This window comes from Pedobacter sp. 05L430 (genome assembly GCF_056397585.1).
The window spans coordinates 1-14,465 of record NZ_JBFTNT010000179.1; the positions used below are offsets into that span (position 1 = coordinate 1).

Below are 14,465 nucleotides of genomic sequence, written 5' to 3' on the forward strand. Positions count from 1 at the left end.
ACCTTAAGGTAATATCAATACAGAACTTAAGATTAGCCGGCTATTCTTTATTGGGCTTGTAAAGATGAATTAGCTGGACGTAAGAAGTAAGCTTAAATAAGCTTAGGTGGATAAAACGTAGGTTCATAAAGGTTAGGATTAGGATGATTAAATAGGGTTAGGGGGTGTTGGGGTTAACTATAGACGCTTTTTAGTCATATCTGTTCGTTAGTGTTAGGAATTGAGACAATATTTGGTGTATTAAATTTAGAAAAATTTTTGGGAACTCTGCTAACTAATAAACTGCAGGTTTATTAACGAAAAGGATAAGCTTTGGTAGTCCTCATTTTTATTCTAATAATTTTCTGATTATAAGTGCCTTTTTTAAAAATAAAAAGGCATTTTTGCACCCGTAAAATAGTGAAAATCATGTAAAGAATTTAGTGCATATGGAAGAGGTAGTTGTTGAAGAAATCRTAAAGCTTTTAGAGCTTCAAGACGATGCGCAATTAAAGGCTTATTTAGATGATCTGAATATTTCAGATGTAGAACATCTGATAGACGAACTCCCCCAGCATGCAGTAAAATTTATTGAAACTTTATCTGTTAAAAGGGCCGTAAATGTATTCCGTATTCTTGATTTTCCTACTCAGGAAAAGATCATTAAAAAGCTTCCAGGCAATAAGTTAGCTGAGTTAATCAATTTACTTCCACCCGATGACCGTACTTCACTTTTTAGTGAACTGAAAGGTGATGCTGTTAAAAAGTTGATTATTCTTTTACCTGCCAAAGATAGAGTAGAAGCACTTTCGCTGCTAGGCTACGAAGAGGATAGTGTGGGTAGGTTGATGACGCCAGACTATGTTGCAGTTAAAAAGGATTGGACGGTAACACGAGTGCTTTCGCACATCAGGCGTTATGGCAAAAACTCTGAGACCATTGATGTGATCTATGTGATCGATAAAGACGGTGTACTGTTAGACGACATTAGAATAAGGGAGATTTTACTTGCTGATCCGGAAGCCAAAATCGGTGATCTTACAGATCAGCGCTTAATTGCTTTAAAAGCAAGCGACCATCAGGAAGAAGCCATTAATATATTTAGAATGAACAACAGGGTAGCATTACCGGTTGTGGATGAGAATAATGTATTGCTGGGGATAGTTACCGTAGATGATATTCTATGGATTGCAAACGAAGAATATACCGAAGATATACATAAAATTGGGGGTACCCAGGCTTTAGATGAACCTTATTTGGATATGCCCATACTTGGTTTGTTTAAAAGAAGAATAGGCTGGCTTGTTGTACTTTTTCTTGGAGAAATGCTTACTGCAACTGCGATGGCACATTTTGAAGCTGATATTGCCAAGGCGGTTATATTGGCCATGTTTGTTCCGCTAATTATTTCAAGTGGAGGAAACAGTGGCTCGCAGGCATCTACTTTGATTATTCAGGCCATGGCACTTGGCGAGATTACTATTGGTGATTGGTGGAGGGTAATGCGCCGGGAGATTATCTCTGGTTTGATGCTGGGGATTGTATTGGGTACAATAGGGTTCTTAAGAATCTTTGCCTGGACTTTCTTTACCGATATGTATGGCCCACATTGGATGCTTATAGGTTTAACAGTTGGAGTAGCCTTGGTAGGGGTAGTATTATGGGGCTCGCTTTCAGGATCAATGCTTCCTTTGTTACTTAAGAAACTTGGGGCTGACCCTGCTACGTCATCTGCTCCGTTTGTAGCCACCCTGGTGGATGTAACGGGCCTGATCATCTATTTCTCTGTAGCAGTGTTGTTTCTTACGGGAGTGCTGTTATAAAGGACAAAATAGGCCGTTCTATTCAAAGACGGGCATCTGTTGCCCGCTGCGCTGAATGGTCAACAGCGCCTAGGTCTTTTCTTAGAAGACCGATTTTTTGGAGGCATAATGCATAATTTAGAAATAAAAAAAGAGGATGATCATTTGTGATCATCCTCTTTTGATTTTTAAAAGTCAAAAATCTAAACGTTAAAACGGAAGTGCATAATATCTCCGTCTTCAACAACATAGGTTTTTCCTTCAACACCTAGTTTTCCGGCATCTTTACATGCATTCTCAGAACCCAGTGTTACGAAGTCGTTATATTTAATTACCTCAGCACGGATAAATCCTTTTTCAAAATCTGTATGAATTACACCGGCAGCCTGAGGCGCGGTGAAACCTTTTGTGATTGTCCAGGCTCTTACTTCCTGTACACCTGCCGTAAAGTAAGTATATAGGTCTAGTAACCTGTAGGCAGCGCGGATCAGTTTATTTACACCCGATTCAGTTAAGCCAAGATCGGCCAGGAATTCCTGGCGTTCTTCGTAACTTTCAAGCTCAGCAATTTCAGATTCAATTTTAGCAGAAATCACCAGAACCTCAGCATTTTCATCTTTTACTGCTTCTTTAACGCGCTCAACATAAGCATTGCCGGTTATAACGGAATTCTCATCAACATTACAAACGTACATTACCGGCTTTTGAGTAAGTAAGCCTAGATCCTGAATAAATTCAAAATCTTCAGCAGAAACTGCAGCAGAACGAACTGATTTTCCGCTCTCGATATGAGACTTTATTATGCTTAGGATATCGAAGGTTCTTTTTGCATCTTTATCGGTTTTAGCCATTTTTTCGACCTTCTGGATACGTTTGTCAACAGTATCCAAATCCTTAAGCTGTAATTCAGTATCAATAATTTCTTTATCGCGAATTGGGTCTACCGATCCGTCAACGTGAATCACATTTCCGTCGTCAAAGCAACGTAAAACGTGGATAATAGCGTTTGTTGCTCTAATATTACCCAGGAATTGGTTACCAAGACCTTCACCTTTTGAAGCCCCCTTTACCAAACCAGCGATATCTACAATCTCAATTGTATTTGGTACAATCCGGTTGGGATTTACGAGTTCTGCAAGCTTAGTTAACCTATCATCAGGAACTGTAATAACACCAATATTTGGTTCTATAGTACAGAAAGGAAAGTTAGCGGCTTGAGCTTTTGCGTTAGATAAACAGTTAAATAAAGTGGATTTTCCAACATTTGGTAAACCAACTATACCACATTGTAATGCCATGTATGTTTTTTTCTTGATTTGGCGCAAAGGTATCAATTTTTTAAAAATATTCTTTATGTTTAGGCAAGCTAAAAGCCTTATAAAAAAACAATACGATCAACATGGAACATTTTGAAGAAGAAAATCCTGAGGAAACAACACACAATGACCCTCAAGAGGGAGAGGAAGTCTTGTTAACCGTTACAGAAGACATACGTAGTTACATATATGAAACCGCCAGGTGGACCAAATTCTTGTCAATAATAGGATTTGTAGTAACGGGATTCATGGTCTTGTTTTCATTTAGTGCTGAAGCATTGATAAGCGCAATGAATGGTAAGGTGGGTGCAGCAAACAATCCCTGGGCGGCACTTGGAGGAGGTTTCCTTACAGTAGTATTCCTATTGTCGGCTTTACTTTATTTTTACCCAAGCTTATTAATGTTTAAATATGCCAATTCGGCAAAACAGGCTGTATTATATGGCGATCAGCCCGCGCTAAGCGAGGCAATGAGTAAAATGAAATCGTTCTTTAAATTTTGGGGTATCATTACCATCACCATATTGGGCCTTTACATTATCTCTTTTCTTCTTGGAATTGTTGCTTACCTTGGTGCTGGTAGTGTTGCTCCTTAATAACTAAAGATACTTTTACAAGGTTCCGTTAGCATATATCGGAATCTTGTTTTCAATGGTATGTTTAAAGCTTCTGATCTCTTTTTTTAAAAGACTTTCAAAATACGGGTTTAACAGCCTGGCTAAACCAATGCCAACGCCTCCAATTGGAGGATGATAGGATAGAACCACTTTCAATATCGTTCCGGTTTTATCAGCTGTTTCGGTAAACTTAACCCGCCCTACATGACTTATTAAAGAACTTGGAGAAGATCTCCATCCAATTAAATGATTTGGTTCATCCTTTATAATTTCTGCATCCCAGTCTATCGAAAATAAATTTCCCATTACATTGCTTTTCCAATGAGAAAGGTTTTCATCAATTACCTCTACGTTTAGTAAATGTTTAATGCTACCCGGAAGGTTATTTAAATCGCGCCAGTAGGCATATACCTCGCTGGCAGGTCTGTCAATTTCAAATTCACCCCTAATATTTATCGCTCTCGGTTTATTGCCATCTATTCCAAGTTTCTCATATACAAAACATTTGCCGGTAAAGCCCCTGTATGCCAGGTAAGCACCATATAAAAATTGCGCTTTAAGCGGTCTCCTAATCCCTCTGGTCATTAAAATACCACTTAGCAATACAGAAACCATACGTTCTGTAAGACCTATGTTCTCATAATGATGCTTCTCGATAGAGAATTTTCCCGACCGGAGCTTTAAATTACTTTCATGTGTTTTCATTTGATGGCTTATTTTTATTGGCAACGATAAACCAATAACACTTTGGTTAATAGATAAGTTTTAAGATTTGCCAAAATCATTTATTTTAATGACAATAGCGTAGAATTTTTAGCAATGCATAAATTGCAATTTTAAAGTTCGTAACTAACCATACACAATGAAACTAATAAAGACCTATTCAGCAGCAGCATTGTGCTCATTATTGTTTACTGCAAACAGTTATGCGCAATCATCTGTAGCAGCACCTAAACCTTATGGTGCCGTTCCAAACAAAAATCAATATGCCTGGCAACAAATGGAGTATTATATGTTTATCCATTTTGGACCAAACACATTTACAGACAAAGAGTGGGGGCATGGCGACGAAGATCCAAAGTTGTTTAATCCTAAGAAACTTGATGCCCGACAATGGGCTCGCACTGCAAAAAATGCTGGTATGAAGGCAATTATTATTACTGCCAAACACCATGATGGTTTTTGCCTGTGGCCAAGTAAATTCAGTACACACACTGTTAGAGAAAGCGCCTGGAAAGACGGTAAAGGAGATGTGCTAAAGGAATTATCTGCAGCTTGTAAGGAATATGGCTTAAAATTCGGAGTTTATTTGTCCCCTTGGGATCGTAATCATCCTGAATATGGCACCCCTAAGTATAATGACGTATTTGCCAACACCCTTAATGAGGTATTAAGCAATTACGGAAGTGTTTTTGAACAATGGTTTGACGGTGCAAATGGCGGTGATAAAAAGCAGGCATACGACTGGCCTAAGTTTTATAATGTAGTTCGCAAAAACCAACCTCAGGCAGTAATATTTAGTGATATCGGTCCTGATATTCGTTGGATGGGAAATGAAAGAGGTGTTGCGGGCGAAACCAACTGGTCGACCTTAAATACCGATGGATTTGGAGTAGGAGCAGAGGCTCCTGAAAGTAAAGTACTTAGCACAGGTGATGAGAATGGTAAATACTGGATTCCTGCAGAGGTTGATGTTTCTATCAGACCAGGATGGTTTTATAGCGCCAATACCGATAATCAGGTTAAAACACTTGATCAGCTGGAATCTATCTACAATACTTCCGTCGGCCGCAATAGTAACCTGTTGTTAAATGTTCCGGTAAATCGTGATGGTTTAATTCATCCAACAGATTCTACCAGATTAATGGAATTCAAAAAATACCTGGATGCTGCTTATAAAACTGATCTGGCAAAAGGCAGAAAAGTAACAGTAAGCAACATCAGAGGAAAGGATAAGAAATTCAATGGACAAAATTTAACCGACGGAAACAACGAGACTTACTGGACAACAGATGATCAGGTAAAAAGCGCAGTGATTACCATAGATCTGGGTAAAGAAACCGAGCTTAACCGTATTGTACTTCAGGAATTTATTAAACTAGGACAAAGAGTGAAATCGTTCTCGGTAGAATATCTGGAAGGATCTGAATTTAAGACTTTAGATACACAGACTACCATAGGTCGCAAAAGAATCCTGGTGTTCCCCACTGTAAAAACGAGTAAGATTAGGGTAAAGCTAAAGGTTTTGATGCTTCTGAACCTATTCCGGTTGATAGTGCAGCCGGCATCAAACCAATTGCAGCCATCAACGCAGTCATAATTACCGGACGCATTCTGGTGGCAACGCCATTTTTCAGTGCGTCAGCAAAAGTCCATTCCGGACGATGTTTTAATTCTACCATATTGCTTTTAAATCGTGTAATCAGAATTACCCCATTTTGCACGCATATACCAAACAGTGCAATAAACCCAATGCCGGCCGAAATATTGAAGTTAACTCCCGTTGCGAGCAACGCAAGTATGCCCCCAATCATTGCAAATGGTACATTGTTTAACACCAGTAATGAATCTTTAATGTTTCCGAACAATACAAACAGGATAAAAAATATGAGCAATAAGCTGATCGGCACAGCTTCAGATAAACGACTGGTTGCCCTTTGTTGGTTCTCAAAATCACCTGCCCATTCCAGTTTGTATTCTTTAGGAAGTTTAATTTGAGCTTTTACTTTAGCCTGTGCTTCGGCAATTACACTTCCCATATCACGCCCTCTTATTGAGAATTTAATGGCCCCATAGCGTTCATGCTTATCGCGGTAAATAATGCTTGGGCCGGTAATTTTACGAATAGTAGAAATTTCACTTAATGGAACTTTGGCACCAGAAATAGTAGGGATACGTAGCGCACCAATTGAAGCTTCATCTTTTCTAAAGTCTTCAGGATATCTGATTCGGAGATCAAATTTACGCTCTCCTTCATAAATCTGTGTAGCGGCTTTACCACCAATAGCCATCTCTATTATGGAGTTTGCATCCTCTGTTCTCACTCCGTATAGCGCCATTTTACTTTGATCGAGGTTGATCTGCAATTCAGGCTGTCCAAGATTTCTAAGAATCCCTAAATCCTCAATCCCATTAACTGTTTTTAGAATGTTATATATGTCTTGCTCATGCTTTTCGATAAAGGAATAATCGTTGCCAAACATTTTAACCACAATAGATCCTTTTACACCTGATACCGCTTCCTCCACGTTATCCGAAATTGGCTGAGAGAAGTTTAAACTAATACCGGGATAACCTTTAAGCTTTTCCTGCATACGCTCTACCAGTTCCTCTTTGGTTTGCTTACGTTTCCATTCTGCTTTGGGATAAATATCAACCAGGAATTCCATATTGTAAAATCCTGTTGCATCTGTGCCGTCGTTTGGTCGGCCGGTTTGCGATATTACCTGTTTCACCTCCTCAAAGCTTAAAAAGATCTTACGCATCTCGTTCGAAAGCTTTTTAGTTTCATTGAGTGAAACACTTAGCGGAGCACTGGCCCTTACATATATGGATCCTTCATCCAGTGTAGGTAAAAACTCTGTTCCCAGAAATTTAAAGCTAAATAAGCCAACAACCAGTATAACCATGGCTGTACCGAAGACGAGTTTTCTAGCTTTAAAGCATGCCGTGTAAACCCGCATCACAACTTTTGTAAGGAACTCTAAAAAGATGTTGTGCTTTTCTTTAACATTCTTTCTAAGCAATACACTTGCCATTGCTGGTACCAATGTAAAGGTTAGCAACAGGGCACCTAACAATGCAAAACTTAGGGTCCATGCCAATGGCGAGAACATTTTACCTTCTACTTTTTCAAAAGTAAAGATTGGCATTAAGCCGGTAATGATAATCAGTTTGGCAAAGAAAATGCCCTTGCCATTTTCCAGACAGGCCCTTTTAATGATGCCTAGTTTACTCATCCGGTTAAATTTCTCGGCGCCGTTTTTATGAGAGTTGTAATCGAGGGCGACAAAAATTCCCTCTACCATTACTACTGCACCGTCTATAATGATCCCGAAATCTATGGCGCCCATAGAGAGCAGGTTGGCCGACATACCCTTTAGTTTTAAACAAATAAAAGCAAAAAGGAGTGCCAGGGGTATAATAAGAGAAACGATCAGTGTGGTTCTCCAATCAGCCATAAACAGGAACACAATCAGGGTAACAAAAATGATCCCTTCCAGCATGTTGTGCATTACTGTATGCGTGGCAAAATTTACCAGATTCTCACGGTCATAGAAAGGACTGATCTTTACGTCGCCCGGCAAAATGTTTTCATTTACATCCTTAATCTTTTCTTTAAGGTTGTGGATCACTTCGCTTGGGTTTTCGCCCTTACGCATCACTACAATACCTTCAACTACATCAGGGTCATGGTCTCTGCCAACCTGCCCTAAGCGTGGCAGAGCAGATTCCGTTACCTCGGCTATGGTTTTAACATACACCGGTGTGCCGTTAAAGTTGTCAATAATGATGTTCTTGATCTCATCAATATTATTTAGCACACCAATTCCGCGTACCACATAAGCTTGTCCACTTTGCTCAATCACATCGCCACCCACATTAATGTTGCTTTTAGAAACAGCTTCAAAAAGTTCTGTAGCAGTTACTCCGTATTGTAATGATTTTTGAGGATCAACTGTGATTTGGTATGTTTTAACTTCTCCGCCAAAGCTTACCACATCGGCGATGCCTGGTACTGATAGCAGCTCCCGTTCAACCACCCAATCCTGCAAAGTTTTTAGCTCTCTGACGGATTTCTTATCGCTTTTAAGCGTATACCGGAAAATCTCGCCGGTAGGGCCATATGGTGGTTGGACTTCCGGCTTTGCACCCGAAGGCAGGTCGGCCTCATCAAGGTGGTTGTTTACCTGAACCCTTGCAAATTGATAATCTACATCGTCCTCAAATGTGATTTTAACTACCGATAGCCCAAATAAAGACGAAGAACGGATACTTGTTCTTTTCTCGGTTGGGTTCATGGCAATTTCTAGTGGCCGGGTAACAAACTTTTCAACCTCTTCGGCACTGCGGCCAGGCCACTGTGTAATGATGGTTATATTAGTATTGGTTACATCCGGAAAAGCTTCAATAGTGGTATGCTTGAAACTAAGATACCCTGCCAGCACTAAAATAAAGGTGGCAAAAAATACAAAGTATTTATTTTTAAGGGAAAAATTTATGATCGACTTAATGAATTGATTCATTACTATAAGTTAAGTKGTTATTGAGGTCTCAAACTGTCGTACAGGAAAAGTTGTTTAGAAGCAACAACTCTATCGCCTGCATTAAGACCCTTGTTGATATAGGCCTTGTTTTCGAATTTTCTGCCTATTTCTACTTCCTGTATACGTACTTTTTTTACCGGATCAAGCACCAGCACGTAATATTTATTATTGTCAAAAATGAGGCAATCTGTACTTACCACTGGCAAGGTTGCACCATTCCGGGTGGCAATTTGTACAGTTGCCATCATTCCCGGCTTTAATAAATAACCCGGATTATCTATCACCACCCTGGCATTCATTACTTTACTGTCATTGTCGAGCATGTTGTAGATTTTACTGATTTTGCCTTTAAATGGTTTATCTGGATAGGATAGAATTGAAAGATTAACCTCGTCGCCCTCTTTAATTTTGGAAATGTCTGATTCGTAAATATTGATCAATGCCCATACATTAGAAAGATCAGCTATTGTAAATAAGTTCTCATTGTTATCTGGTCTTACCTGCATATTGCTGGTTATATTTTTATCGATTATGAAACCAGATATTGGTGCTTTTATAACATAGGTACCATTCTTATTACCCCCATTTAAAGACAGAATAGACCTGCTTCTTTTATCTTCTGCTTCCTTAACCATAAGGTCGTTTTTTGCCTGTTCAAGATCTCGTTCAGAAGCTAATCCGCTTTTAAACATATCCTCTGTAAGTTTTACACTGCGTTGCGCATTTCTTAATTCTGCAGAAGAGCTGATGGCTTCTTTATCAAAACCAGCCATTTCTGCACTGGTCATAGTGGCCAGTAGCTGGCCTTTGGTTACCCGGTCTCCTCGTTTTGCCGGTACGTTTTTAACAAGCCCGCTTACCATTGGGTAAACCTTTGACATGTTCTCCTCGTTGGCCGTGATCTTTGCTGAAAAATTAAGGTCTGTCTGATTATTTGCGCCCTGTACGGTGTCTATTTCCAGCCTTTTCAGCAAAGAGTCTGTAATTACAAATTTTTCCTCCTTTGGAGCTTCTTTGGGCTGTTCTGAACAGCCTTGTAGAAATATTACAGCAGAGAGGGCAGTAAGTGTGCTGATGGTTTTAATGATTTTTTGCATGTGTGCGTTATTTAAAAATAGTTGAGCCGGTAACGAAATTGATTTCTTCCTTAGCGTTCATGCGCTCGTATTTTAATGTGTTCATTTGTAATGTGCTGGCTTTGTAGGAGTCGTAGAAATCCAAAAATTCAATCAGACTGATGTTCCTGTTTTTGAAATTTTTTATCACTTCAACAATCAGTTTGTCAAAATCAGCATTGAAATTACTGTCGAGCCCACGATACAGTTTTTCGGTTCTTAAAGCAGATGTATAACTATTGTATACCTCATTTTCGAGAATTGCTTCCTGCTGACTGAGCTTCGAGTTGCCTGCATCAATTGCAATTTTGGCCTTTTTTATTTCGCCCTGATTCCTGTAAAACAATGGTATTGGAAGTTTTATCCCTAGTCCGGTATAATTATCAGGATAAGAGCCCTTGAGGTCGTAAATAAGTGAGAGTTCAACATCAGGAACGGCATTGGCTTTTTGTAACCTCAGGTTGTTTTCGGCATAGGTGATTTCAGTTTTTGCCAGCTGAAGATCAGCGCGATTGCTCCTTGCGGTATCCAGTAAATTAGTATAGGTCTTTTTATCAGGTTGGTAGTTCTGTTCTTCCTCTGAAGGAACCACAAGAACAAGATTTGCATCAGGCCTGATGTTTGTCATCAGTTTAAGCTGAGTTTGCAAATCCTCAATATCATTAAGTAAACTGCTATATTCTCCTTGCAGACTGTATAACAATGATTTGATCCTGATGATATCCTTCATGGCCACATTTCCCATCTTTAACTGTTGCTCATTGGCATTCAATAAAAGTTCAAGGGAATTGATCTGCTCCTGGTAGACTTTGGCAGATTGCTGATCGTAATACATCTTATAAAAAGTGGAGCTGAGTGTATATCGCAAAGTGCGCATCAGATCAAAATATTCGTACTCGGCCAGTTTAACCCTGGTAGTAGCCAGTTTAATATTCTTGTTGCGTTTACCGGCAAGCTTAATCATTTGTGATAAAGAGCCCTGATATTGTCCGGTAGCTTTGCTGGTTTCAAGAAATCTCTTTGTTTCTTTATTGTACAAAAGATTTTCGTAGCTGATTTCAGGATTGTCAAATAAGCGGGCGGTTATCACATCGGCCTTTGCCTGATCTGTTTGGTATTGCTGAGCGATTAGCTGGTAGTTGTTCTTTACAAAAAGACTTTCGGCATCCCGTAGGCTTAGCTTAATCGAATCTGTTACCTGTGCTGAAGCTGTTGTTGCAAAGAAAACGAGCAGTATGCAGCCAAAAAAGGTATGGAATCTTAAAGGTATCATAACCATTTGTGTAATGTTTGGTCAAACCTACCCTGAGAGAATTAAAGCGAAATTAAAGCGAAATTAAAATGAGATTAAAATAGCGGGAAGTGCACATGGAAGGTGGTGCCCTGGTGCTTTTGTGACTTTACACTGATGTTCCCCTGATAGAGCATAATGATTTTATGTGCCATATATAGGCCCATACCACTTCCTGAATGTTCAGCTTTAGATGATGAGCTGTAAAAAGGTTTGAAGATGTTATCCAGATCAGCAGGCGCTATTCCAACACCAGTATCGATAATGAAAATATGGATACCATCGTCTTTAACATCAAGCACGCATTTAACAGGTTGATGGTCTGAAAATTTAAATGCATTAGAAATGAGGTTGTCAATTGCAATTTGCAATAGGGTGGGGTTGCAGGTAATGCTTAGCTGATCTTCGTCCATAGGGAGATCTTTTACCTCAACCAAAAGGCTATTCATACCTGTTTTTTGATTCCATTCCTGTTGCAAACTCCATATCATTTCATCGATACGTACTTTTTCGAGATTGGTTGAGCCATATTCCAGATCGGCCTGGGCAAGCTTAAGTAAACTGCTGATGATGTTTTCCAGTTTTTCTGAATCCTCCAGTACTGATGCTAAGGCTTTTTGGTATTCTTCTTTACTCCGATCCTGGGAAAGAGCAATTTCAGTACCTATGATCATTCTTGTTATTGGAGTCCTGAGCTCGTGCGAAGCATTGGCTACAAATGTTTTTTGCAAAATGAAGGATTGCTCCAGATGCTCCATCAGGTTGTTGAAATTTTGAGCAAGTAGATGAATCTCGTCTTTATTGGGTCCTTCTTTTACCCTGAAATGAAGGTTGTTTGACTTAATCAGTTTAACCTGATCTATAAAAAGATCCAGAGGCAGGAGTATTTTTTTTGCAATCCATCGGGCAGAAAGCAGTAGCCCTACAAAGATAACAAGGAAAATAGCTGCCATTATTTTCAACAGTTTTTCTGCTCTGACAATGGTGCTTTGGTCGATGGCAGAGGCCAGGATTACAAAATCACCCTGATTGTCTTTGTAATAAATGCCTACTACTTGTCTATTGCCATCCTTAAACCGGGCTTTTTTATATCGCCTTACCCTTTCGATGGTTTGAATGTTCCAGTATTGCTGATCATCACCAATAAAAGTTGCGTCGTTTTTGCTGTTATAAATACGGATCACCTCTCCATTTAGCTTTTCGAGGTATTGTTCCCGTACGCGGGTTAGTGAATCGCTTGATATTTCATCGGCTTCCAGGTAAAGCTTGGCTGTAACCATGGTGCGGTCTGTAAGTCGGTCAAAAAAATCACTCTGCATAAACTTTATGAAGGTAAAGTATATGGTAAAGAGCACGCAAAGCAATACTAATGTACTGATCAGTGTAAAGTATAATGCGAGCCGATCTTTTATTTTCATGCCTCTTTGAGGATATAGCCCATCCCAATTTTTGTATGTATCAACCGTTTATCAAAGCCCTTTTCAATTTTTTTTCTGAGGAAATTGATGTAAACATCAATTACGTTGGTGCCGGTATCAAAACTAATATCCCAGGCATTTTCTGCAATGTATTGTCTGGATAGTAATCTGTTCGGGTTTTTTAAAAACAGCTCGAGCAGTATGTATTCTTTGGCAGTAAGTTCAATTGCTATGCCGGCTCTTTCAACAGACTTACTATAGGTATCCATAGTGATGTCTGCAAAATTAAGAATGTTATGTGGGGCAAAATTTTTGTTGTTTCTTCTTAAAAGTGCTTCCAGGCGAGCAAGTAATTCTCTGAAATGAAATGGTTTAAGTAAGTAGTCGTCGGCACCGGAACTTAGGCCGGTTACTTTATCTTCAATAGAGCCAAGTGCGGTTAGCATAAGGATAGGAAGATCTTTGTTTTTTGCTCTCAATTGTCGGCATACCTCAATGCCGTTTAAGCCGGGCATCATGATGTCGAGTATTACGAGATCATACTCATGATCTTTAAATTCTGCCAAGGCCAAACTGCCGTCATGTATGGGGGTAACATGATATTGATGTTCCTCTAGCCCGCTTTTTATCAAGGCAGCTATTTTTTCATCATCTTCTGCTAATCCAATTTTGAACATATCGCAAATATATAGTATCTGTGGGAAAAGTTTTATAGGGGGGCAGCGTCTAATTGGTAAGCAATAGGGTAAGTGTTGACAATAGTTTTTTAGGAGGTGACGACTGGTTTACTATCAACCCTCAAAATATTGAAATTACCTTTAATGTTTTACTTTTGATATTTTTTATTAATTAATTAGATATTTTTGTTATTTTAAGTTTCCTTGTTGTGTTTGATAGTAACAATATCAAATAATGAATTACGACGGATAAACTTGTGGGAATTCCCGATGAGATGGTATCACATTTTGTGATACCATCGAAAAAGAACTAATTAATTGAATCATAATATGATTACCCGAAAAATCTGCGTACCTTCGCGCAAATTTTATGAAGAAGATCGTTGATTACAGGAAGTTATTGGGTGTACAGAAGGATGCCGAATTAAAAGAATTAAAAACCATTTATAGGGGTTTAATGAAAGATTGGCACCCTGACAAGTTTCAGGATAGCGAAGAAGCTAAAATAGAAGCAGAAACCAAAAGCAAAGAAATTATTGAAGCTTATCATTTTCTGGTTAGTATTGCTCCGGAAACATTGGCCCTTTCATTGGATGAGTATACTCAGACTACTGCTACTTGTGGTATTGCTGATTATAGCTGGGCAGGTTTAATACTAACTGTTCATTTCCTTGATGGTAGTGCTTATGAATATTTTGGCGTACCTAAAGCCGTTTATGTAAAATTAGTGAACGCTGATTCTCCAGGTAGATTTGCCCGCAGACATATCTTTGGATCTTTCCCTTACAGAAACATCGTGAAACTGGAAACAGCTTAGGCTAAAACTTATATCGAATTTAAAGAGAGATCGCTAACCTGAGCATATAAGTGCTAATGGTGTAGCGATTTTTGCTTTTTAAACGTTTTATATATAAAACTTAAAGCATGGATATGAAAGTGCATTTTCTGGCTATAATTACTTTTATTACGGTAGGCTTTTATGC

At 39.0% G+C, this 14,465-nt stretch carries 11 protein-coding genes; 4 read left to right on the plus strand and 7 right to left on the minus strand.

Annotated features, from left to right (window positions below):
• Nucleotides 1-428 precede the first annotated feature (428 nt).
• On the plus strand, nt 429-1,802 hold the full coding sequence (gene mgtE, locus AC1DG9_RS18750) for a magnesium transporter (protein WP_477635029.1): 1,374 nt from the start codon (nt 429-431) through the stop codon (nt 1,800-1,802).
• 182 nt (nt 1,803-1,984) lie between these two features.
• Here mgtE and ychF read toward each other — a convergent pair whose 3' ends face one another.
• Nucleotides 1,985-3,079 (minus strand): redox-regulated ATPase YchF, encoded by a 1,095-nt coding sequence (gene ychF / locus AC1DG9_RS18755; protein WP_172659537.1) that lies wholly within the window; start codon nt 3,077-3,079, stop codon nt 1,985-1,987.
• 101 nt (nt 3,080-3,180) lie between these two features.
• On the opposite strand from ychF, the gene AC1DG9_RS18760 reads away from it, so the two are divergent.
• The gene (locus AC1DG9_RS18760) at nt 3,181-3,693 is read left to right on the plus strand and encodes a DUF5362 family protein (RefSeq protein WP_172659538.1); all 513 of its coding nucleotides are present in this window, start codon (nt 3,181-3,183) and stop codon (nt 3,691-3,693) included.
• Between the two features lie 15 nt (nt 3,694-3,708).
• Here AC1DG9_RS18760 and AC1DG9_RS18765 read toward each other — a convergent pair whose 3' ends face one another.
• Complete coding sequence (locus AC1DG9_RS18765) at nt 3,709-4,419, minus strand: SRPBCC family protein (protein ID WP_172659539.1); 711 nt, start codon at nt 4,417-4,419, stop codon at nt 3,709-3,711.
• Between the two features lie 157 nt (nt 4,420-4,576).
• Here AC1DG9_RS18765 and AC1DG9_RS18770 point away from each other — a divergent pair, with 157 nt between their 5' ends.
• Nucleotides 4,577-6,034, plus strand: coding sequence for an alpha-L-fucosidase (locus AC1DG9_RS18770; RefSeq protein WP_477635030.1), 1,458 nt, complete (start codon nt 4,577-4,579; stop codon nt 6,032-6,034).
• Here AC1DG9_RS18770 and AC1DG9_RS18775 read toward each other — a convergent pair.
• From AC1DG9_RS18775 to AC1DG9_RS18795, 5 genes are all read right to left on the minus strand, one after another.
• The gene (locus AC1DG9_RS18775; protein WP_477635031.1) at nt 5,940-8,960 is read right to left on the minus strand and encodes an efflux RND transporter permease subunit; all 3,021 of its coding nucleotides are present in this window, start codon (nt 8,958-8,960) and stop codon (nt 5,940-5,942) included. The two genes, AC1DG9_RS18770 and AC1DG9_RS18775, sit on opposite strands and share 95 nt — an antisense overlap.
• Nucleotides 8,961-8,977: 17 nt before the next feature.
• Nucleotides 8,978-10,078 (minus strand): efflux RND transporter periplasmic adaptor subunit, encoded by a 1,101-nt coding sequence (locus tag AC1DG9_RS18780; protein ID WP_337716438.1) that lies wholly within the window; start codon nt 10,076-10,078, stop codon nt 8,978-8,980.
• A gap of 7 nt (nt 10,079-10,085) precedes the next feature.
• Nucleotides 10,086-11,369, minus strand: coding sequence for a TolC family protein (locus AC1DG9_RS18785; RefSeq protein WP_337716440.1), 1,284 nt, complete (start codon nt 11,367-11,369; stop codon nt 10,086-10,088).
• Between the two features lie 74 nt (nt 11,370-11,443).
• Nucleotides 11,444-12,805: a sensor histidine kinase gene (locus AC1DG9_RS18790; protein WP_288881046.1), complete on the minus strand. Its 1,362-nt coding sequence runs from the start codon at nt 12,803-12,805 to the stop codon at nt 11,444-11,446.
• Nucleotides 12,802-13,482 carry a response regulator transcription factor gene (locus AC1DG9_RS18795; RefSeq protein WP_337716442.1) on the minus strand — a complete coding sequence of 227 codons (681 nt, stop codon included), beginning with the start codon at nt 13,480-13,482 and terminating at the stop codon, nt 12,802-12,804. Before AC1DG9_RS18795 ends, AC1DG9_RS18790 begins: the two co-directional genes overlap by 4 nt.
• Nucleotides 13,483-13,852: 370 nt before the next feature.
• Between AC1DG9_RS18795 and AC1DG9_RS18800 the strand changes: the two genes are divergently transcribed.
• A complete protein-coding gene (locus AC1DG9_RS18800) occupies nt 13,853-14,299 on the plus strand; it encodes a KTSC domain-containing protein (RefSeq protein WP_172659546.1) in 447 nt (148 codons plus the stop codon).
• The last annotated feature ends 166 nt before the right edge of the window (nt 14,300-14,465 follow it).